Here is a 21,010-nt window from a genome sequence, read left to right as displayed (position 1 = left end):
CCCGAGCAGCCGTGGACAAAGCACCGCAGGTCTATTGACCTTATAGACTTCATATACTTTACAAACTTCCTACATTCTCACCCACTTCACGGCATCCGCCATAATCACGATATCTTTTCGTCCCCGCTCGTCTTTATCCGAAAGAATCACGCTGACCTCCCCCGCCGGAAAATCGAATTCCCCGAGAACCATCCAGTCGTCAATCGTTCTGTTTTCTACCCCTTCACCCATGTTAAAGTCGATCTTTTCCTCTTGATCCCCGTGTTTTATCGTGTAAGCTAAAGTGAAATCGGAGTAATCCAAGCCCATTTCTCCATAACTTATTTTTTCCAAGTTGGTCTTAACCATCACCCGGTATTTCCCTTTTTCTTTCAAGCGGGCAGTCCACGTTGCAGAACAATCGCCCTTGCCGAAGCTCTTGAAATACGCCCGCCGAAGGGAATCCCCCTCGTAATTGTTCCTGATCACGGGAGTCCAATAGCGCAGTTCTTGCCGCCCGACAAGACCGAAAACTTCTTCCCGGCTAACCCCGAACCATTTTTGCAAGATCGTCTGGTTAGCCCGGTCGTCAAACGAGAACCCCTCGTCCGTGTCGTCCACCACGGTCACATTCGGGTCAGGCAGGAATGCCGCAATATCCGTATCTACCCATCTTCCCGGGGTTTCCGCCAACCCCGCGGGTTTACTTCTTTCCCCGTGCACGAAATCAAAGTCGACAGGTCGATTGATTGACATTCCCGAGTTGAAATTCCCATACAAATCATACGCCCTTTCCACCCGCCGTGCCATATAAAAAGCCTTCGCCTTTCCCGGCTCCACGTAACAACTATAATATTTTTTCTCCCCTCTCTCGCTCATATCCATGTACACGAAGCCTCCTTCTTTTCCGCAATTCATGACCTTCGCCTCAATCTCTATCCATCCCGGCCCATACACTTTATCATCCGGGTAAAAATAACTGTTCATATCGGCTACTTTAAAATATTGGTCATGCCGAACCCCGATCCATTTCTCGAACACCCGTTCCAGATCACCTCCAACCCGCTCGCCCAATACCCGCGATAATTCGTGAAAATGAATCACCCCGGAACGGGTATGATAAATGTCATCCAAAGCTCTGAAAAGGGAATCCACGGAAACCTCCAACCCGAGATAATTCACGAGATCCCGAACGTTCGACAGCATCATCCCAGCCAGCAATACCCGCGGAAATCCCCGCTCGAGGAAGGCTTCTTCCAGACTGTGCTCCCGTGCGTACGCATTGATTTTTCGGGCATCTTCCGGCGGAACGTACATCCCCACGTGCCCGAGTATAAATTTGCGCTCGGAATATAACTTGTCGATCAACACGCCAACATAAGGATATTTCTCGGAATAAACAGACAAACGAGGGGATGCGAACAACGTATGTATATTCCAAAGATTGAACCCGGTTCGTTCCCGATCAAAACCCAACTGCAGTATCGGATGGCTACATTCATGATTGTCAAATAGATTATCCGCACTACCGAATAACATACTCATGTGTCCAGCCGCCCAAGGCGTTCGCTCAGGAAGCGCCACACCTTCACCAAGAAATGCCAGATCCGGTTCCGGTTCCTCGATGGGCATATTCAACACCGTCATAAGTTTCATATCGAATTCCTTTTCCGGCAAAAATACCACACCCGGCTCCATTTGCCCGCTAATCAATCGCCCCTCGTTAAACTCGGTTCGAAAAGGAAGTGGGGTTTCTATCAAGCGATAACAAGGTTGCTCCTTCTCGTACCAACTCAAATCGACGAATTTCATCACGGGTTTAAAAAAGTACTCAAAGTACCCTTTGATTCCATTCAAGTCGAGAGCCTCGAAATGCTCCGACAAGGGAGCCGGAATCCCGAAAGACGACACGACAAATTTCATACTGTCAATATCCAATTCCACCGTTTCAAATTGTCCCCCGCAAAGCGAAATCCCGGACAGGACATGGGAAGGACGGAAATAAGAAGAATCCGCCCCGGTGGAAGCGATCCCCTGGGAAAACAACTCCCGCTGCCGGGGATGAGCCACGGTCAAGCGAAAACGGGTCATATCCTTGCCGCTGCATACCGGGTATACCGGGTTCACGGGAGGCAATGCCGTCGGATACCACCCGCAAGCGGAGGTCACCAGAAGATAATCATCCGACACGAAAGCGCTCCGCCGTCCCGTGGGAAAGAAATTGTCAAACCGGAAACTATCCTCGTAACTATCATCCGGTATATGCAAATCGGTAAATCGTTCATCGATCCTACCGGAATATGACACCCGCAAACGCAAGGTATCGCCACTTGCCAAGGAACGATCGATAACAAGTACCTGCCCGTCCCGAGTGAAAGGCAACGCCCGCCCGTTTTCCTCCAACGCAGTCACACGCAATCCCGGGTTCAGGAAGAGAAGCGGCTGTTTCACCTCCTTGCCATTCAGGTTGCATACCACCAGATCACTACGCACATCAAGATTCTCACCTTTCTGCCTCAGCGTAATATCGTGGCTGCTGACATGACAAGGCATGCCGATCCAATGTTTCCGGAAACTCTCCCGGTAACTTTCACGGGCACTCCGGGCAGGTATATAACTTACCGCCATCACCCCCCCGCAAAGAAGCCCCGACACGACAAGCGTCACGCCCCCGAGCGAGTAACGCCTCACTTGCTTCACGGTACTTGGCAGGCGTTCCATGCCCCGCACGCTATAAGCCAAAAGTCCCAGTCCCAGCAATAGGAAACCCAGCCGATGCAACAGGTAATACCACAATCCCACGTGTCCCGTCACGCCCGAGAACAAGTTAGGTACTCCCGTACCCAAGAAATCCAGTATCCCGTGCAACCGATAAGGCAACCAGATAACAGATACCACACACCACAAGAACAAAAGCACCATAGTCAGGTAACGCCACCTGAACACCCGTGACAACCACAAGCTCAACCCCATCACGAAGACCAGCGACGGGATGTTCAAGGTGACGAAATAGAATATATAATATTGGATACCGAGAGGCGCCATACTATTCAAGTTCACGAAAAAGACGCAGCACAACATCACGAGCAGGTTCACCGCACCGAAAAGTATCATATTACCCAACACCCTTCCCCACGTGTATTCCCCGTTCTCCATCGGGCGGGCATGAATAGGGTCAAGCGCCCCGCCCAACTTTTCCCGGCGAGGAAAATCGGTAACCATCAGAATCACGAACAGCGATTGCACAACACTATACAAGTAAGCATTCACCAGCGGTACGGAACAAGGCAAAGCCACCATCTTCCAGTTCGAGCAGTAGCCCTGCCCTTGCAAAAAGAACTGGTACAACGTTATACCAATCACCGCAATAAAAACAAATAAACGAAATTCCCATTGCCTACGCTGTTGCTTCGCCTCGTACAAGGCAACATGTAAAATGTCATGTAGATTCATAGCTTGAATTTTAATAAAACATCGACGCACAAAGCTTTACCACCTATCGCTCAAATATAGGGATATTTTATTAAAAAAGGCAATTATTGTAACACAAATAATAATTCAAGAAAAATCCCGGAAGTTTACGCTTCCGGGATTTTCTATTTAGAATATTTCATTCTTTACAGATGCAGTTTCACCTCTACCGGTTTTTCTTTCACTTTCACGTTCTCTCCGACCCACTTCCCGTCTTTATCGAAATAATACAAGGTGTATTCTTTATTCTTTTCCACGACAAACTCCAACACGTCATTCATATCCTGTCTGGGGCCGGCTGTACGTCCGCCACCGATCTGGTCTTTACCGCAGAAAATGTCCACGTTGGCTGCAACCCGGTCGTCCGACTTGCGCGCATTACGCTTGTCTTTGTACATCATCACTTTCACCTTCACGTAATTTCCGCCTTCCAGTTGCTCGTTATACACTTGCTTGTAAATATCAAGGTAGCGTTGAGTCACGTTTAACGCGGGTACATACTTGATGTTGAAATCCCACACGAGCGGGAAACTCTCCCCGGTCGGTTTGAAAGAGGAAGCCCAGATAGCGTGCATACGGTCATTCGGGTCCGCTTTCCCGGCATCGGCAAGGAACCATGAACGATCCAACTTGTTGGGATAATACTCCGTGAAGTACCATTTCCCGTCCAACCACACCTCACACCAGTTATGGTTTCCGCGATTGTCATGCCAGTTGGCAGTACCGGCAATGCGCGACGGAATCCCGACAGAACGGAAAGCATCCGTCAACAAAATAGACAACCCGCTACAAGAAGCCATATTCTGGCGCATGGACTCGAACGGACTCTGGTCCGGTTTTTCACGGCCGGTGTTGTAATCCACCTTTACCTCATCCCGGATATTCCTGTTCACGGCAGCAATCGCCTCGTCCAACGTTTTACAATTCTCCACGTACGGGGCGAATCGCCTGTAAAAATCGGCACGCCAATTCTCGCGAGTTTCGTTCAAGGAAGCGTACGGCAACACGTCATTCAAGAAAATTGAATCCGGCACGCTCTTCGCCCAAGCAAAACGATTTCGAGCCTCGTAAGCCAATTGAACGTTCGACAACAAATCGTCGCCTGTCATGGAAGTCAAATCACGCTCCGGCATATAAGCAATAAGGAAAGCAACCCCTTCTTTCATCTCGGGTGCGGCAGTCTTCAGAGCTTTCACGAGCTCGGTTTGATTAGCACCCGCTTTTTCCAAAGCTTTGTCCAGTAACGCATGGTATTTTTCCGGTACTCCCGGATATTTCGCGCATGCCACGCACACGCAACACAACAACAAGATAAATAGGTTTTTCATGAATTTAATTGGATTTATTACTAAAGTATTTCATAAACTGTGCTCGCTCGTATAAATCGGGATTATCGATGGAAGAGTAAGACAGCATGCCCCGGAAGTCATCAATACTCTCGAAAGCTTTGGACTCCATCCACGTCTTGATAAAAGTATTCATCTCACCGATCACGCTTATCCCCTTCTCGTAAAGCACGGAGCACAATTGGACGGTGGTAGCTCCCGCCAATAGCAGTTTCACGACCGCCTCACCGCTATGCACTCCCGTCGAAGCTGAAATCTCCAGATTCTTGTCCTTACCCGCCAGAATACCCGTCCACCGCAACGTCGTTCTCAACTCCGTCGCCGTACTGAACACGGAAGCCGCTCCCATTGTCAAGCTATTGATATTAATATCCGGTTCGTAAAAACGGTTGAATATTGTCGTGGCATTCGCCCCGTAAGCTTTCATCTTATCCACGAAAGCCGATAAATTCGTGAAATAATGACTTATCTTGATGGCAACGGGTATCTTTACCTGTTCTTTGATCGATTTCATGATCTCAAAGTATACATTCTCCACCTCCGCACTCTCTGTAAACTCGTTCACAGGCAAAATAAAAACATTCAATTCCAAAGCATCAGCCCCGGCATCCTGCAATTGACGGGCAAAACTAACCCATTCACCACCACTGAAACAATTCACGCTGGCAATAACGGGAATCGATAAACGACTTTTGGCGTTGCGCACCAATTCTACATATTTCTGTATCGTGTTGGAACGGATATAAGCCTTGATGTAATCCTCCGCTTCCGGGTAACCATCACTCATCCCGTACCCGGCATTAAACACACCGCTCGTTTCTTGGTTTATCTGTTCCTCGAAAATAGATTTCAACACGACTGCCCCAACGCCCGCTTCTTCCATTTCCACCATCTTCTCAACATCGGAAGTCAACCCGCAACTCGCCGCAATAATCGGACTCCGTAATTCCAGTCCCATGTACTTCGTCTTCAATTCTGCCATAATTAATTTTAGATTTATGATTTATGATTTTTGTTCGCCTTCGGCGAGTTACAAGTTGCAAGTTACATTTGCCTTCGGTAAGTTGCAAGTTGTTATTCTCTCATTTCATTTTCAATTCTGCATTTTCAATTTTCAATTGCTTTGTATTGCCTTGCCCCGAATATCGAACTTCCTACCCTCACCATCGTGCTTCCTTCTTCAACAGCAATCTTGTAATCCCCGGACATACCCATAGATAACTCTTTAAATTCCGATTTATCCGCAAAATACTGTTGCTTCAACTCATTGAATATCCTTTTTAAATGCCGAAATTCCTCCCGAACCTGCACCAGATCGTCCGTGAAAGTCGCCATTCCCATCACACCCTCAATCCGCACGTTCTTCATGTTCGCGTAACTCTCGCTTTCCAATAACTCCCGGGCTTCTTCCATGTTCAACCCGAACTTCGTTTCCTCCTTTGCCACATGGAATTGTAACAAACAAGGGATCACCCGGTTGTGTTTTTTTGCTTCCTTGTCTATCGTCTCCAGCAACTTCAAGCTTTCCACGCCGTGAATCATTGCCACGAATCCAGCCACGTATTTCACCTTGTTGGTTTGTAAATGTCCTATCAGATGCCATTCTATATCTTTCGGGAGCACCTCGTACTTCTCCGCCAACTCCTGTGCCCGGTTCTCCCCGAACACCCGTTGTCCGGCATTATACGCCTCTTCTATCGCCTCTACCGGCTTCGTTTTTGACACAGCCACCAGCTTTACCCCTTCCGGCAAACTATCGGCTATACGTTTCAAATTTTCAGCTATACTATTCATCTCATTTCAACGTTTATCGATGTCCGTGAAACTATGGACTTACAAATATAACGTAAAATCCATAATGTCGGGATAAACATCTTAAAATTTTAAGACTTTACACCGACGGTTGCAAGTCTCCCCGAATTGTGTTAATTTTGGACTTTCAAAAGGAAAAATATGCACAGGTATTTTATAGAACTAGCTTACAACGGAAGTGGTTATAACGGTTGGCAAATCCAGCCTAACGCTCCTTCCGTGCAGGAAGAGATAAACAAAGCCTTGTCCCTGTTGCTAAAGCAAGACATCAACGTAACCGGCGCCGGACGTACCGACACGGGTGTGCATGCATCCTTTTTTGTCGCCCATTTCGACAGCGACACCCCCGTAGCGGACACGAAATCCCTGACCGACAAGCTTAACCGTTTCCTAGGGAAACACATCTCCATAAAAGAGATCTATCCCGTTCTTCCGGACGCTCATGCCCGGTTCTCGGCGCTCTCGCGGACATACAAATATTACATCAATAAAACAAAGAACCCGTTCACCTACCCGTTTGCCTACACTCCACACCCGCTACCCGATATCCGGTTAATGAATCAAGCATGCGAGTTACTTACACGTTACGAGGACTTCACCAGTTTCTCGAAACTCCACACGGACGTGAAAACCAATATTTGCCGAATTATGCAAGCCGGATGGGAAGAAACCGACGAACAACTTGTCTTCACGATAAAAGCAGACCGTTTCCTGCGAAACATGGTACGGGCTATCGTGGGAACCCTGCTAGACATCGGTCAGAAACGGATCGACTTGAAACAATTCCAACAAATCATCGAAAGCAAAAACCGCTGCAACGCGGGCACTTCAGTCCCCGGGAACGCACTGTTCCTCTGCGATATCGAGTATCCGCCATGTAAAACACAACTAACACCCGAAGCATGAAAACAAAAATATTCATATTATTCATCCTTTTTCTATGTATGTTTGCCCGAAACACATCGGCAATCAAACTAACGAAAGATGCCACGATCAGCATCCTCACGTGCGCACCGGGAAATGAACTCTACTCTCTTTTCGGGCACACGGGCATCCGAGTCACTGACAAGGCAAATAATTTGGATATCGTATTCAACTATGGCACGTTTGATTTCAACACGCAAGGTTTCTATTTCAAGTTCGCCCGAGGATTACTTCCCTATCAATTGTCCTGTTCGGATTTCGACCGCTTCATGGCCTCTTATGTTTACGAGGAACGTAGCGTGTACTCGCAAATCTTGAATCTGGACTCCATTCAGAAACAACGACTCATGGATCTACTCGTGGAAAATTATCAGCCACAAAACCGGACTTATCTCTATAACTTCCTTTACGACAACTGTACAACCAGAGCGAGGGATATTGTCGAGAAAAGCACCGACAACAGTATCACGTGGATAGCAGAACCTTCCACCAAGAGTTTCTGGAACATGTTGGACGAATATCTCTGCCGCTCCCAGTGGACGCAATGGGGTATCCATACCATTCTAGGTTCCCCTGCAACCTCTATCGTGACCACCCGGGAACAGATGTTCCTGCCCGATTACCTCATGTATCGACTGGACTCTGCCTATTTCAACGGCAAGCCTCTGGTTGAACCGATTAAAGTGATTTACCAAGCCCCAGACCAGACTCCCAATAACCCGTGGTACATTTCCCCGTTTTTTGTCTTTGCCGTTTGCACGTTAGCACTTATCCTGCTCCTGCAAAAATACAGAAGCAGACGCTTGTTGAAAGCCATTGCCATCCCGTTTTTTATCATCACGGGTATCATCGGTTGCCTTATCGTCTTCCTTTGCTTTTTCACCAAACATCCCACGATGTACCCCAACTTCAACGCTCTTTGGGCTAATCCACTCAACCTCATCGCCGCCTTTTTTATCGGCAAAGAGAAATTACCGTGGATTATCAACAAATACATCTTCGTATATCTCTACGTCCTAATCATCGGCTTCCTGCTCTGGTTCCTTTTCATTCCGGCAGTACCTTACGCCTCCATGGTCATTTTCGTGTGGATGATATACCTCTGCATCCGTTTGCGACAAGTACAGAAATAATATTTTTCCACTTTTTGCATCCCACGCCTTGCAAGTTCAAATAAAACCTCTATATTTGCACTCGCAATTCCAAAATGGTGCCATAGCTCAGTTGGTAGAGCAAAGGACTGAAAATCCTTGTGTCCCCGGTTCGATTCCTGGTGGCACCACTGAATCAGAGAGAGTTACAAAAGTGACTCTCTTTTTCTTTTTGGTTATTTTTAGGTGTTTTTGACCGTTTTGTCAACCAATTTGTCAACCAGAAACTAGAATTCAGACATAAACATGGAGTAATCAAATACAAAAGATACTTAACCGCTATTCTTGTGAAAAATTGAAATTTAACATACTCCAAATACACTTCTTTACTCTACAAACTCCTATAGAGAACCCACTGTAAACCTACCCAAGACCTAGGGTAATAAGTACATAGTGCCGATGCTACTCTGCTTTAACTCCAGCATTTCTATATTGGAGATAACAGGAAGTTCAGAGGATAAACGGAGCATAACTGAAGATGAGGTAGGATTACGGTATTACTTGGGTAGGTTTACAGTGGGTTCTCTATAGATTCACCATAAAAAACAATGAAAATTCCATGTTTAGCCGTATATTCGCGAAAAACAGCACACGAGTCATGCAACAACCTGAACAATACTATCACGGCAAATTGGAAGAAGTAACCGCACTGTTGAAGAATCACAAACAGAAACGGAACAGGATCACGCTAGTAAAAATCATCCTATTCCTCTCGGCCGTCTTTTTTATATACACGTTCGCGAACACGAGTGCTGTCGTTTACCTTTACGCTTTCTTTGTAGCGATTGCCTTGTTTATAGTTATAAACATTTTTGAAACCAAATTATTGAAGAAGATCGCATTCCTGAGTGAATTGAAAAAATGTTCGGAAGTGGAGTTGGAATATCTGGCGGGAAACCTGCAACACCTCCCCGCGGGAAACGAATATAAAGATCAGACGCATCCTTACGCGCATGATCTCGATCTTTTCGGTGACAGCTCGCTTTTTCAAGCGGTCAATCGGACGGTGACTCCTCACGGAAGGGAAAAGATGCGCCAGTGGTTGCTCAATCCCTTGAAGTCAGAAAAAGAAATCACCGCACGGCAACAAGCGGCAAGCGAGTTAAGCGGCAACCCGGACTGGTGTCACGCTTTTCGTGCCACGGGAAACAGTCAACGGGTATCCCCTCTCGCCATACAACAAATCGAAAAATGGCAACAAGAGCGGGAATCATTGCCCCGTTGGATCACGCCGTTTCTGTATATTCTCCCGGTAATCACCATTTCCGCATGGATATTGAATATCTTTTCCGTGATAGCTTGGAATCTCCCGTTCACGCTTTCCTGCCTCTCGCTCATTCTTTGCTATGTCCCGGCGAGTCGCACGCTTCGGGCGCACCTGCGGTTGGATGAGTTTACACGTTCGTTCAGCAACTTGCACGAGTTAATCCATCATTTTGCCGACTTCCCGTGCCATAGCAGCCAACTGCTATCCGTTCGAGAGCAATTGTTCTCCACCTCCTCGAATGCGGACACGGCACTCCGTTCCCTGCGCAAGATTCAAGAAGGTTTTGACCAGCGTACTAACGTGTTGGTCGCCATATTACTGAACGGGCTACTATTAAGGGAATTGCATTTACTTAAACGGCTCGTGGCATGGAAACGGGAATACGCCGAAGCCATCCCGGCATGGGTAAACGCCACGGGAGAACTTGACGCTCTTGTCAGCCTCGCCAATTACAAGTACAACCACCCGGATTTTGTCACTCCCGCGCTGAACACGGACGTGATCCTGCGAGGTGCGGCTATCGGGCATCCCCTGCTATCCGCCGAAGGTTGCGTGACAAATGATTTCGGGATTGACCGTCTTCACGAGTTCTATATCATCACGGGGGCTAATATGGCAGGTAAAAGTACATTCCTGCGTGCTGTCGGGGTTAATCTAGTGCTGGCTTGCTGTGGTGCGGTGGTACGTGCCTCCTCGTTCGAGTTTCAACCGATGGCGATATTTACCAGCATGCGCACGGTTGATGATCTTGCCAAGGGCACCTCTTATTTTCATGCCGAACTGCTTCGCCTGCAAAAGCTGGTTACCATGGCAGAGCGGGAAGAAAAAACATTTATCATTCTCGACGAGATACTGAAAGGAACGAACTCCCGCGACAAACTCAACGGTTCCCGTCGTTTCCTGCAAAAACTACTGACACTTCCCATTGCCGGACTCGTTGCCACGCATGATCTGGAACTCGGTGCGCTCGCGGATACTCAACCGGAGCACTATTTCAATCGTTGTTTCGAGATCACTCATACCGATGATGACATCGTGTACGACTACAAGTTGAAACCCGGTATCAGTCAAAATATGAATGCTTCAATATTATTGGAAAAAATGAAATTGGTCTAAATACCCTATCTAAATTCTAAATACGTGAACCTTTCAAGCTTTTTCCCCGTTTTACTTCTAAAACAAAAAAGCAATGAAAACACACGCGTTATTATTCGTATCTATCATCATCGTCCTTTGCGGATGCAAAAATAAAGCAAAAACAAAAGAAGCACGGCAACCTGCAACATCCGTGGATACCGTGTTAAGTGCCATGCCGACCTCCGCTGCCGATTACTATTTTGCCGGAGAATACGTGCTTACAGGCAAAGAAGCAACACTAAAAGATTGTGCCACGGGGAAATCGCTTTCGATTACCTTCGGTGAGGTGGCCTACAAGGTTGAGAAAGAATACAAGGCATTACATCTACCCGAGGGGACTCCGGTATACGCTCAATTTTATGGTTATATTACCCCCAACGACGAGGTAGAACAAATTCCCGGACAGCAGCTCGTTATCACGCGTGCCATCAGTCTTAACCCGGAAACAAAATGTCAGGCATCACGTCTTTTAACCGGAAGTTATATCACCTATATTCCCAATAATATCAAACCGTCCGAGAGATTCACGTTCACGCTTTATCCCGACTATACTTATAGATTCAGCATTCTCGATATCACAGCCAATACCACGAGAGAAGCCAACGGGACATGGTATTTGTTAAAAGAAGATTACATCCAGTTTGCCAGCAACCCGCTCACGAATTTCCGTAGCGAGGCTTTCGTCAATTACGATAAAATGGAATTGATATTCAAAACCAGCAAACGGGTGTATTACCGGACAACGGCAGAATAATATCAGAATCTCACCGCACTCAACGGAAGTGATATGTTGTCTTCAAGTCCGATCATGGCATTAATCAAGTATAATCGGTCATAACGACAAAGTTCACTCACCGGAACAGCACGCTCCCGCACGACACCCTCGTCAAGTAATCGCTGACGCCGAGTACCATTGAGTAAAAACGTATCGGGCGTGTACAACCCCGTGGCATCTTCCAGCACTATATTAGAGAATGATGTGTCGGTTATCATCCCCTGCCGCACGACAAGTACATCGTCACACCCGTCCCGTCGCGCAAATACATGTTCAAGTGCGACACGATCGGTTGATTTGAAACGGTAGTCTATCGCGTTATCTTCAATCAACCGTAAAGAACCGATACGCCGAAAAGTATAGGGAGAGAAAGTCACGTCCCTTATTACCGTATCGTACACGACACGACACTTCACCACCCCTTGGCGTGCCTCATCAGGTACAGTCATTCCGGCAACATCCCATTCCAAGGGACAACCGAACACAGCAAGGGAAGTAGCCCTAGCCCTACACTCGTGATAAGCCAAATGGCAAAATTGCCCGTTATTCACCCTGATTGTTTCCACGAAACTACTTTCCATACCGTATATATTTAATTATCACAAAACGGCAGATACACCTTTTCCAACACTTCTTTATATTCCGCTTCCCGGTCACTATTGATCGTGATTCCCCCGCCACTACGGAAATAGAACTTTCCGTCCCGTTGCTCGATAAACCGGATCATTACCGCCGAATCGAATCCTTCGCCGTCAAAATAACCGAATACACCCGTGTAATAACCTCTGGATTCCTTTTCCGCGCGGGCGATAATATTCAGAGTCGAGGGTTTCGGCGCCCCGGAAATGGAACCGGCAGGCAATAGCCCGAACACGATATCTCCTAAACGGGAGAAATAATCTCCTGCCAGATCTCCCGCCACTTCGGAACTCACTTGAAGTATTTCCCCGTTACTTGTACCTAAACGATCGATATAACGGAAACGAGGAATCCGCACCCGCTCGGCAACCCGATTCAAATCATTACGGATTAAATCCACGATGGTATAATGCTCGGCATGCTCCTTGTAATCTTCAAGAATCACCCGCTCGGCATCCGGCACACGGGCATCAATGGTTCCTTTCATCGGGAAAGATGAAATCACCCCGTCCTTGATTCGCACGAAAATCTCGGGAGAGAAGCAGACAAATTCACCCGGCACCAACAAACGATACGGGGAACGTGCCCGATAAAATATCCCCTCCAAAGTCCAATCCGTTTCAAGAGCGGTCGCAACAGTCAAATTTAGTAAAAACGAATCCCCTCTCATCAATCCTTGCCTCACGACATTAAACTTCCTCTCGTATTCCTCACGGGAAACCGGATGTCGCTCGAATAATCCTCCTGTCGGAACATTCTTGCTTTCCGGTACATTGGTCACACCTCCTACTTCAAAAAGAATGTCCTGCTGTTGCAAAGGAGAAGGTATAAAAAAGCCTTTTGTCAACTCGAAATCCACCCCGAACAAGAATGGTTCCCGCCGACCTCCCGACAGATTCATTCGCTCTCTTATTTCATTCGCGGTCATCCTATTTTAGATTTATGATTTTAGATTTATGATTTCCGCCCCGCTTACCGACGAAAGAGTTCATTTTCAATTCTCCATTTTCAATTATAAAAGAGGTGCTTCAAATAAAGCGGCTTCTCCTCTCCTTCCGCGTTATAAAAACTCTCCAGATAGCGGTTAAAAGGCTGTCTTCCTTCTTCCGCGTAACGTACGGCGTCCCCCGTGATATCTTCAAAGGTTATTGTCACATCCCGACGAGGGACAAAAAAAATGAAATTCGCCAACACGTAAAAGACAGCTTTCATATAAGTCCACAAGAAATTAGGAGATTTTCCCGTCTTGGCCCTAGACCACATACTCCCCCACAATCCTTGAATCCGCATACCGACCACTCGCGTTCCGTCCGGCAACTGGCGGCACACTTGCCACGCACCCTGTTTGTTGCCGACATGCTCCAGCCCGCCGTTGGTCAACTGTCCCGCCGGATAAATCAACACGTTTCTGCCTGCTGCCAAAGCGTCCACCACGACCTTGTTCAATCCTGCCACGACTTCCACGCCCCGACGACTTTTTTCAAGATCTGGAACCCGCACGGCTCCCATCAAATGAAGTATCTGTGCCACAACGGGAATCTTAAAATACCCTTCTGTCACTAACGGGGATACATCCGTGTAACGCAATAATTGAGAACACACGATCTGCGGATCGACCGAAGCCTGATGATTCGGCAGAAACAATGTTGTCTTCGACTCCGTCAACAATTCCGCTCCTTTCAAATGTACCCGGTAACGGGAACTCAACACGCCCCGGTAAAAAGCCGCCAATACTCTTTTATACCTTGCTACCATAAAAAAACTTTACTATCCTCAACTTACGGAATCGTTCCCGGACTTCAGTCACTCTGACAAACAGGATGAAAGTTATCGCGAATGTCAGTACCGCAAGAAAAATAAACACAATTCTGGAATCAAAAAACATATTTATCGCCCCGAAACATCCCGAAGCAAAAAGCATAAACAGGAATGTGATCAAGTTAGAATAAGCCAACATATCCCCCAGCTCCCGTCCTTTCACGTTTGCCTGAATCCAAGCATCCAACGGAACCTTGAACATCCCGCTGAAAAACGCCGCGAAGAATACCAGTATGGCAAAAAACACTCCCCCCGCATCAAAAATAAAAATTGCCAACAACATCAGTCCCGTGGTAATCCCCCCGCACGGCACCAACCCTAATTCGACATCATGACGGGATAACACTCCCGCCAGATAACATCCCGCCCCGATACCGATAGCCGCCAACGACATCACGATACCCGTTTCCGAATCACTCATCCCTAAATCGGAACGGCAATACACGATAAGCACCATCTGTATCATGGAACCGATAAACCAAAATGTGGCAAGTCCTACCACGATAAGGTTCAATCCTTTAAAAGCTTTCGCACGCAAGAACATATCTTTCACGAACTTCAAGGGATTCAACGTCTCGTGACTCTCTTTCAACGGTTCGCTCTCGTTCGCACGAATCGTCAGACTCGACAACCAACCGAATAACGCCACCCCGAAAAGGATCGCACACAACACCGGAATACCCGCGCTTTCCGACAGGAAAGCAGCCATCAGCGTTCCGGTCAAAATCCCCACGAAAGCAAACATTTCCATTGCACCCGAACCGAAAGAAATACCCTCTTCACCCCCGATATCCCGTATTAACCCGTATTTAGAAGGCGAAAATAAAGCACTTTGCAATCCCATGAGAAGGATAGAGCCCAACACGAGCCATGTCGAGTGCGCCAGAAACCCTGCCGCGGCCACGAGCATGATCAACATCTCCGCGAACTTTGCCCATACCACGATTTTCCGTTTCTTGTATATCTTCGCCAAACGTCCCGCCAACGGGGAAAACAATAAATAGGGAATTACCAATGCAGCCGATGCCAACGTGACGACCATTGACTCGTTCTCTTTACCCACCCAAGCGATACAAATAAAGCACGCTAATGTCTTCAGGAAATTATCATTCAATACTCCTAAATAATTCGTGAAGAACAGGGAGAACCAATTTTTTCTTTTTGCCATAACATACACTTATAACCAACAGACTACAAGTTGCAAATTCATTGCAACCCCGGGAATCACGCGCTTCTCCCGAAAAACTGTCAGGTCAAAGGTAGTTTATTTAGCTCCGAATTCCTACTTTTGCAACCGAAAGAGTTTATAAAGTTTGCAAAGTAAAAAAACAAATTGCCTTCATGAAACGCGTTCTAGTCATTGACAATCACGATTCTTTTGTCTACAATCTCGTTCAGATTTTACGGGAATGTGAAAATTGCCAATTCGATATTGTCTACAATGATAACATAGACTTTTCCGCTCTTAACCGCTACGACAAACTTCTGCTCTCGCCCGGTCCCGGCATCCCGGCAGAAGCAGGCGACCTGCTCCCTCTCATAGACCGGTGCAAACATACACATTCCATACTTGGCGTATGTCTTGGACATCAGGCAATAGCCGAATGTTTCGGGGCACGCTTACAACAATTGGAGCATCCCAAACACGGGCACGCGAGTCCTCTTTTTATTACCGACTCCGCGGACACGCTTTATCATGAAATCGCCACCCCCGTGCAGGTAGGACGTTACCACTCTTGGATTGTTGACACGCGAACGCTTCCTCCATGCTTGAAAATAAGCGCCGTTGACGAAGAGGGCAATATCATGTCTTTTTATCACGAAAGCCTCCCGCTCCACGGAGTCCAATATCACCCGGAATCCATCATCACTTCTCATGGAAAGGAAATCATAAGCAACTGGATCACCTTGTAATTCAATCTATTCCCCGACAAGCGACAAAGAGAGGCTTCGATGCTGACTTTCCCCGGTCAAAACCGAACCAGTACTCCTTTACCCCATCCATGAAATAATATACCCTCATCACTTCCGTGTATTCACCCGTTACAACCGTGATGCCTCCCGGAATTTCACTATTCCAAGGTTTCAACCGTTTGCCCGGTTCTTTGGCAAAAGGAATACCCGCCACGATCCACGCCACGGAAATATCCGTTAAAAATGCCGGATAACGATCTTCACAAAATTCATATAACAGGACTCCCCGTTTTTCCAGACTCAACGGTTGTTCCAATAGTTCCAACCTCTCCAACCACGACAAGAAATCCGGCAAGAAATGTTCATCATGAACTATCAAGCGGCGCACCACTTCCTGCCATGCCGCGGCGTTATAAAATCCGTCTATCAAGCGGGACAATAACCGGGCTTGCCGTAAATCCTCCACGCTCATCTCCCGGGTACACAACACCTCGTAAGGTACATCCGGAGAATATATTATTCCCAAGCTCTCTGCCTCCTCCCGCATCACCGTGCCGGGTAACAATTTCAACAACTCCAATTGAATTTCACCTGTGCCGAATGAAGCCAGCACCCGAACGTCAGCAACCATCTGTTCCAAGGTATACAAAGGCAATCCCGCTATCAAGTCGGCATGCACGACAAGATTAGGCAATCCCGCCAAATAACGCAAACCATCCAAAGCCGCCTGCAAATTACCGATTCGACGGCAGGCTTGCAGTACTTCTTCCCGCAGACTTTGTATCCCCGCTTCCAAATGCAATAAACCCGTCGGTAACTCCCGCAACAACACCTTCACCTCATCGGAAAGCAAAGCGGGGTGTATCTCCAGATGAAAATGCATCGCGGGGGCAAACTCCCGGAACAGTTGCAATAAACGAATAGCCCGTTCCGAGCTCCCGTTAAACGTGCGGTCGAGCAAACGTATATCCCGGATGCCATGCTCCCGGATAACAGTTAATCTCTCCCGTATTCGCTCCACGGAAAGCACCCGCACAGGTTTCTCCGCACCACTCACGCAAAACGCGCAAGTATTAAAGCACCCCCGTGTCGTTTCCAACTGCACGAAAGGCTTTGACCAATCAAAGAACCGACTGGTTTCCGGTACTTGTAACTGCTCAAACTCCATCACCCTCGCTAATCCGCCGTCATGATACACTCCTTCGGCATCCAACCAGCAAAGTCCCGTCACCGAATACCAATCCTCCGGACGATCATATACCCTCAACCACTCGTGAAAACCGATCTCCCCTTCCCCGCGGAACACGCAACTCACGAAACGGTATCTTCGTAAATACTCCCCGTTATCACCCAACATCTCCGGTCCGCCGAATATAATCGTACATTCCGGCAGCAGAGCTTTCACCCGCGAAGTTATCTTCAATAACACCTCATGAGTAAACAACCATGCCGTGGCAGCCAATATATCCGGTTTCTTCTCCACGATCTCCGCGACCACACTCCCCACGTTTGAATTAATCGTCGCCGAAACCTTACTCCACGTGACATCCCCTTCATCTCCTTTCACTTGCGCGTGAATCACCGGAAGAGCCAAAGAAGAATGAGCGTATGACGAATTCAAATCCAACCAAACTAATGAGTTCATAAAGTGTATAATGTTATAAGGTTTATAAAGTTCCGGAAGACTTCCAAGATTTCGAGGGCGAAAGATAATAAAAAAGTTCATAAGGTAATCCTTCAAACAGAATCTTACCTTATGAACTTTACAAACCTTATTAAACCTATTGATGCAAATGTATATCCATTTGCGGGAAAGGAATATTCAGATTCTCCTGTGCAAATGTCTTGTACACTTTTTCGTTCATATCGAAATAAACACCCCAGTAGTCGGCGGAATTTACCCAAGCACGAACCACGATATTCACGGAACTCGCGCCTAATGAAGTCAAGGCTATAAAATAAGGCGGCTCTTTCAACACTCGGGAATCAGCATCTAATAAACGAGCTAATACTTCTCTCGCTTTCGTGTAATCATCCCCGTAAGCGATACCGAACTCCCAATCCACCCGACGAGTCGGTTCCTTGGAGTAATTCTTCATCAAGCCGGTTGACAAACCTCCATTCGGGATAATGATCACCTTATTATCAGCCGTGGTAAGTATCGTATTAAAAATCTGTATCTCTCTCACCGTACCGCTTTGTCCTTGTGCTTCAATAAAATCGCCCACCTTGAAAGGTTTAAACAACAAAATCATCACACCCCCGGCAAAGTTCTGAAGTGTACCGCTCAACGCCATACCGACAGCAACACCGGCAGAAGCGAAGAGGGCGATAAACGAACTGGTTTCAATTCCAAGTATTCCAATAATCACGATAACCAATAACAAGTTCAACGTGATACTCACCAAACTCCTTACAAAGGTAGTCAACGAAGCATCCACTTCCCGTTTGGTCAGAATCTTGTTCACCAACTTGTTCAATCGCCGCACGAGCCAACGCCCCACGATCAGAACAATAACAGCAAATAAAATTTTAGAGCCGACGGTAATCCCCAAATCTACCATCCTGCTCAAAAACGCATCCATAGAAACATTAGACGGATTTGTAAATAATTCTTCCATACTCTTTTTTTATTTATCTAGTTAATAATCATATTTTCATTCAACTTCACTCGACTCATTTTCTGTACATCGGGAAAAAATCGTTCGAATATACCCTGCAACTGTACCCGGTTCGCCGCGAGAAATCCAATGGCTTTATCTGGGTCTACTCCCAGATTTTTATACTCGACCATAATCTCCAGAGAACGCCGGATTCCCGCTAACGAAGCATACTTCACCAAACGGTTGGTGAGAATAAAATGCCACAGGAATCCTTTGAAACGCTCCGGTAAATAACGGTAATTCACAATCAACGAAGCGTAAAACCCGAAAGCAAACCGTCGCAAGGATTTTCCCGTATAGCGTCTGAAACCCGTTGCAAGGAAATAATCAAAAAAAATATCCGTCATCACCCCGGCGTACCTGCCAAATTCTCCTCTTGACAGTTCGATAGCTTCACGCACTAACGGGTGGTGATCCGTGTAATCATCTATCGCCCTGTGCAGTAATATTCCTTTCCGGAAATCGGGGGAAAACTTTTTATAGGCATGCCCTTTCACCGCATCCCCGACAAAATTTCCAATTTGTATCTTCCGGTTATCTCCTGAAAGAAATATATGTGCCAAATAATTCATCTTACTACTCGGATTCAACGTTAATTGCCTATAACAAGTTTCAAATGAATAGGACTATTTTTAACAACTCTACCCACGCGAAAATAACAAAAACCTCGGACTATTTAATTATCTTTGTCAAATAAGCAGGGCAAATAAGCATATAAACGTTGTAAATCAGATGAAAAAGATTCTATATTGGAGCATCCTTTTTTTGGCATTGGCACTATCCTCTTGTAGTTCATCGCGGCAACTCGCCGTCCAAAAAAGTAAAACAGAGCAATTATCACGTAAATTGGGCTTCACCGTGAGCAAACGGGACAACCTGCCCCTGTTTGAAGAAGTAAGTCTTTGGCTTGGCGCCCCCTACCGTTACGGGGGAACCACTCGCATGGGAGCTGATTGTTCGGGCTTCGTGGGAGCGGTGTACAAGAATGTCTATCATAAATCATTGCAACGTACGGTTGCAAACATGTATAGCAAAGATTGTCAACGCATCGGGAAACGAAGGGTAAAATCCGGTGACCTCGTGTTCTTCAACTTCTCCCAAAAGAAAAGGCGAGGATTAACACACGTCGGTATATTCCTCAAGAACGGCTATTTTGTCCATGCCAGCACCTCGAAAGGAGTCATCGTTAGTCACCTGAGTGAAAACTATTATAAAAAGGGGTGGAGAAAATCCGGGAAAGTCTGGTAGTTCCCGTTTCCTCCCAGCGACCGGAAATAAAAACATCATTATTCGGAACAAGACCGGAAACGGGTATTGTTTTTTCTTTAACCACCCCGGTTCCGGCAAAAAACTGAAACCTGATCTTTGCACCGGAGCCGGGAAATAACAGTAAACGAGAAATCACCGTATCGGCAGACGCGGGAATATCTCTCGAATATATCCCCGTGTAGGAAGTCGTGTCGCCGGCTGTTGCTTCTGTCAACAACACGCGGGAAGTTATTCCCTCTACCCGATAGCGTACCGAATCGACTTGGTCGGGAATACCTGTTATTACCACGGTCAAACGGCTTACCACCCGACTTAACACGACAAGCAGAGGAATACTCTCGTCAGCACCCGGCTTCATCTCCACTTCTCCCATGAAATAAGCCTGTTCCACCCCTACTGGGGAAAAAGGCAAATATCCCTGCTCCACGCTTCCACCCCGGGGTGGTTCCACGTACTCGTTCAACAGGTCATTAGCCAGATAATAAAATCGATACAATCCTGCCGGCAGAGTCATTTTCAACATTTTGTAATTCGCGACCGATGCCATTCCCGATTCCAAGTTATGGATATCCTCCGCCGTCAAATCCGCCACCTTTTTATAATAAACAAAAGAATCGCCCGTCTCTTGAAAAGCGAATACGGCAAGAGAATGAATATACTTTTCAAAAGACGCTCCCTCCTCTATCGCCATCTGTATACTCACTCTCTTCAATCCTTCCGTGTTACCGGTTCCTCCTTCCCAATCCGATTCACTCTCGCAACCTAATAACCCGAATATCATAACAATCCCGTATATCCCTGTTCTTTTCATTGCCATTCGTCACCCGACGATTCCTTTTTAACTT

Annotated in this window: 18 protein-coding genes and 1 tRNA gene; 7 read left to right on the top strand and 12 right to left on the bottom strand. The window is 46.8% G+C overall.

What is annotated here, in order from left to right; translation table 11 throughout:
* Nucleotides 1-69 precede the first annotated feature (69 nt).
* From ACK8P8_RS06490 to ACK8P8_RS06475, 4 genes are all read right to left on the bottom strand, one after another.
* Entirely contained in the window at nt 70-3,432 is a 3,363-nt protein-coding gene (locus tag ACK8P8_RS06490; RefSeq protein WP_369860676.1) for a hypothetical protein, read from the bottom strand.
* Between the two features lie 164 nt (nt 3,433-3,596).
* Complete coding sequence (locus ACK8P8_RS06485) at nt 3,597-4,778, bottom strand: transglutaminase-like domain-containing protein (protein ID WP_410025624.1); 1,182 nt, start codon at nt 4,776-4,778, stop codon at nt 3,597-3,599.
* A gap of 4 nt (nt 4,779-4,782) precedes the next feature.
* Nucleotides 4,783-5,778, bottom strand: coding sequence for a dihydroorotate dehydrogenase-like protein (locus tag ACK8P8_RS06480; protein ID WP_186975186.1), 996 nt, complete (start codon nt 5,776-5,778; stop codon nt 4,783-4,785).
* Nucleotides 5,779-5,903: 125 nt separating this feature from the next.
* A complete protein-coding gene (locus tag ACK8P8_RS06475; protein ID WP_227217848.1) occupies nt 5,904-6,590 on the bottom strand; it encodes a YggS family pyridoxal phosphate-dependent enzyme in 687 nt (228 codons plus the stop codon).
* Between the two features lie 159 nt (nt 6,591-6,749).
* On the opposite strand from ACK8P8_RS06475, the gene truA reads away from it, so the two are divergent.
* The 5 genes from truA (at nt 6,750) to ACK8P8_RS06450 (ending at nt 11,841) form a co-directional block, all read left to right on the top strand.
* Entirely contained in the window at nt 6,750-7,514 is a 765-nt protein-coding gene (gene truA, locus ACK8P8_RS06470; RefSeq protein WP_369860678.1) for a tRNA pseudouridine(38-40) synthase TruA, read from the top strand.
* Nucleotides 7,511-8,665 (top strand): Lnb N-terminal periplasmic domain-containing protein, encoded by a 1,155-nt coding sequence (locus ACK8P8_RS06465; RefSeq protein ID WP_099292157.1) that lies wholly within the window; start codon nt 7,511-7,513, stop codon nt 8,663-8,665. The genes truA and ACK8P8_RS06465 overlap by 4 nt, the downstream gene beginning before the upstream one ends.
* A 76-nt stretch (nt 8,666-8,741) precedes the next feature.
* Nucleotides 8,742-8,814: transfer RNA gene (locus tag ACK8P8_RS06460), tRNA-Phe, on the top strand.
* A gap of 428 nt (nt 8,815-9,242) precedes the next feature.
* A complete protein-coding gene (locus ACK8P8_RS06455; RefSeq protein WP_369860679.1) occupies nt 9,243-11,066 on the top strand; it encodes a MutS-related protein in 1,824 nt (607 codons plus the stop codon).
* Between the two features lie 73 nt (nt 11,067-11,139).
* Nucleotides 11,140-11,841 (top strand): hypothetical protein, encoded by a 702-nt coding sequence (locus tag ACK8P8_RS06450; RefSeq protein ID WP_369860680.1) that lies wholly within the window; start codon nt 11,140-11,142, stop codon nt 11,839-11,841.
* A 2-nt stretch (nt 11,842-11,843) separates the two neighbouring features.
* Here the strand turns inward: ACK8P8_RS06450 and ACK8P8_RS06445 are convergent, their stop codons facing one another.
* The 4 genes from ACK8P8_RS06445 to ACK8P8_RS06430 form a co-directional block, all read right to left on the bottom strand.
* A complete protein-coding gene (locus ACK8P8_RS06445; protein ID WP_369860681.1) occupies nt 11,844-12,443 on the bottom strand; it encodes an aminotransferase class IV in 600 nt (199 codons plus the stop codon).
* Nucleotides 12,444-12,454: 11 nt separating this feature from the next.
* Entirely contained in the window at nt 12,455-13,429 is a 975-nt protein-coding gene (locus ACK8P8_RS06440; protein WP_369860682.1) for an aminodeoxychorismate synthase component I, read from the bottom strand.
* A gap of 80 nt (nt 13,430-13,509) precedes the next feature.
* Nucleotides 13,510-14,256, bottom strand: coding sequence for a lysophospholipid acyltransferase family protein (locus ACK8P8_RS06435; RefSeq protein WP_369860683.1), 747 nt, complete (start codon nt 14,254-14,256; stop codon nt 13,510-13,512).
* Nucleotides 14,240-15,487 carry an MFS transporter gene (locus tag ACK8P8_RS06430; protein WP_369860685.1) on the bottom strand — a complete coding sequence of 416 codons (1,248 nt, stop codon included), beginning with the start codon at nt 15,485-15,487 and terminating at the stop codon, nt 14,240-14,242. Before ACK8P8_RS06430 ends, ACK8P8_RS06435 begins: the two co-directional genes overlap by 17 nt.
* Nucleotides 15,488-15,660: 173 nt before the next feature.
* Here ACK8P8_RS06430 and ACK8P8_RS06425 point away from each other — a divergent pair, with 173 nt between their 5' ends.
* Nucleotides 15,661-16,233, top strand: a complete 573-nt coding sequence (locus ACK8P8_RS06425; protein WP_186975178.1) for an anthranilate synthase component II — start codon at nt 15,661-15,663, stop codon at nt 16,231-16,233.
* Between the two features lies 1 nt (nt 16,234).
* On the opposite strand, the gene ACK8P8_RS06420 is transcribed toward ACK8P8_RS06425, so the two are convergent.
* The 3 genes from ACK8P8_RS06420 to ACK8P8_RS06410 all read right to left on the bottom strand — a co-directional run bounded on the left by ACK8P8_RS06420 (nt 16,235) and on the right by ACK8P8_RS06410 (nt 19,468).
* Entirely contained in the window at nt 16,235-17,878 is a 1,644-nt protein-coding gene (locus ACK8P8_RS06420) for a B12-binding domain-containing radical SAM protein (RefSeq protein WP_369860686.1), read from the bottom strand.
* Nucleotides 17,879-18,014: 136 nt separating this feature from the next.
* Nucleotides 18,015-18,854, bottom strand: a complete 840-nt coding sequence (locus ACK8P8_RS06415; protein ID WP_227217839.1) for a mechanosensitive ion channel family protein — start codon at nt 18,852-18,854, stop codon at nt 18,015-18,017.
* 17 nt (nt 18,855-18,871) lie between these two features.
* Nucleotides 18,872-19,468, bottom strand: a complete 597-nt coding sequence (locus ACK8P8_RS06410; RefSeq protein WP_369860687.1) for an acyl carrier protein phosphodiesterase — start codon at nt 19,466-19,468, stop codon at nt 18,872-18,874.
* 160 nt (nt 19,469-19,628) lie between these two features.
* Between ACK8P8_RS06410 and ACK8P8_RS06405 the strand changes: the two genes are divergently transcribed.
* Nucleotides 19,629-20,144 (top strand): C40 family peptidase, encoded by a 516-nt coding sequence (locus tag ACK8P8_RS06405; protein WP_369860688.1) that lies wholly within the window; start codon nt 19,629-19,631, stop codon nt 20,142-20,144.
* Here the strand turns inward: ACK8P8_RS06405 and ACK8P8_RS06400 are convergent.
* Nucleotides 20,083-20,982: a FimB/Mfa2 family fimbrial subunit gene (locus ACK8P8_RS06400; RefSeq protein WP_369860689.1), complete on the bottom strand. Its 900-nt coding sequence runs from the start codon at nt 20,980-20,982 to the stop codon at nt 20,083-20,085. The genes ACK8P8_RS06405 and ACK8P8_RS06400 overlap by 62 nt on opposite strands.
* Nucleotides 20,983-21,010 lie beyond the last annotated feature (28 nt).

This window comes from Butyricimonas muris, assembly GCF_046365375.1.
Classification (GTDB): domain Bacteria; phylum Bacteroidota; class Bacteroidia; order Bacteroidales; family Marinifilaceae; genus Butyricimonas; species Butyricimonas muris.
This window is presented reverse-complemented; position numbering and strand designations above follow the sequence as displayed.

Coding starts and splice junctions, on each gene's coding strand:
- ACK8P8_RS06490 (WP_369860676.1), bottom strand. CDS start 3,432: ATGAATCTACATGACATTTTACATGTTGCCTTGTACGAGGCGAAGCAA.
- ACK8P8_RS06485 (WP_410025624.1), bottom strand. CDS start 4,778: ATGAAAAACCTATTTATCTTGTTGTTGTGTTGCGTGTGCGTGGCATGC.
- ACK8P8_RS06480 (WP_186975186.1), bottom strand. CDS start 5,778: ATGGCAGAATTGAAGACGAAGTACATGGGACTGGAATTACGGAGTCCG.
- ACK8P8_RS06475 (WP_227217848.1), bottom strand. CDS start 6,590: ATGAATAGTATAGCTGAAAATTTGAAACGTATAGCCGATAGTTTGCCG.
- truA (WP_369860678.1), top strand. CDS start 6,750: ATGCACAGGTATTTTATAGAACTAGCTTACAACGGAAGTGGTTATAAC.
- ACK8P8_RS06465 (WP_099292157.1), top strand. CDS start 7,511: ATGAAAACAAAAATATTCATATTATTCATCCTTTTTCTATGTATGTTT.
- ACK8P8_RS06455 (WP_369860679.1), top strand. CDS start 9,243: ATGTTTAGCCGTATATTCGCGAAAAACAGCACACGAGTCATGCAACAA.
- ACK8P8_RS06450 (WP_369860680.1), top strand. CDS start 11,140: ATGAAAACACACGCGTTATTATTCGTATCTATCATCATCGTCCTTTGC.
- ACK8P8_RS06445 (WP_369860681.1), bottom strand. CDS start 12,443: ATGGAAAGTAGTTTCGTGGAAACAATCAGGGTGAATAACGGGCAATTT.
- ACK8P8_RS06440 (WP_369860682.1), bottom strand. CDS start 13,429: ATGACCGCGAATGAAATAAGAGAGCGAATGAATCTGTCGGGAGGTCGG.
- ACK8P8_RS06435 (WP_369860683.1), bottom strand. CDS start 14,256: ATGGTAGCAAGGTATAAAAGAGTATTGGCGGCTTTTTACCGGGGCGTG.
- ACK8P8_RS06430 (WP_369860685.1), bottom strand. CDS start 15,487: ATGGCAAAAAGAAAAAATTGGTTCTCCCTGTTCTTCACGAATTATTTA.
- ACK8P8_RS06425 (WP_186975178.1), top strand. CDS start 15,661: ATGAAACGCGTTCTAGTCATTGACAATCACGATTCTTTTGTCTACAAT.
- ACK8P8_RS06420 (WP_369860686.1), bottom strand. CDS start 17,878: ATGAACTCATTAGTTTGGTTGGATTTGAATTCGTCATACGCTCATTCT.
- ACK8P8_RS06415 (WP_227217839.1), bottom strand. CDS start 18,854: ATGGAAGAATTATTTACAAATCCGTCTAATGTTTCTATGGATGCGTTT.
- ACK8P8_RS06410 (WP_369860687.1), bottom strand. CDS start 19,468: ATGAATTATTTGGCACATATATTTCTTTCAGGAGATAACCGGAAGATA.
- ACK8P8_RS06405 (WP_369860688.1), top strand. CDS start 19,629: ATGAAAAAGATTCTATATTGGAGCATCCTTTTTTTGGCATTGGCACTA.
- ACK8P8_RS06400 (WP_369860689.1), bottom strand. CDS start 20,982: ATGGCAATGAAAAGAACAGGGATATACGGGATTGTTATGATATTCGGG.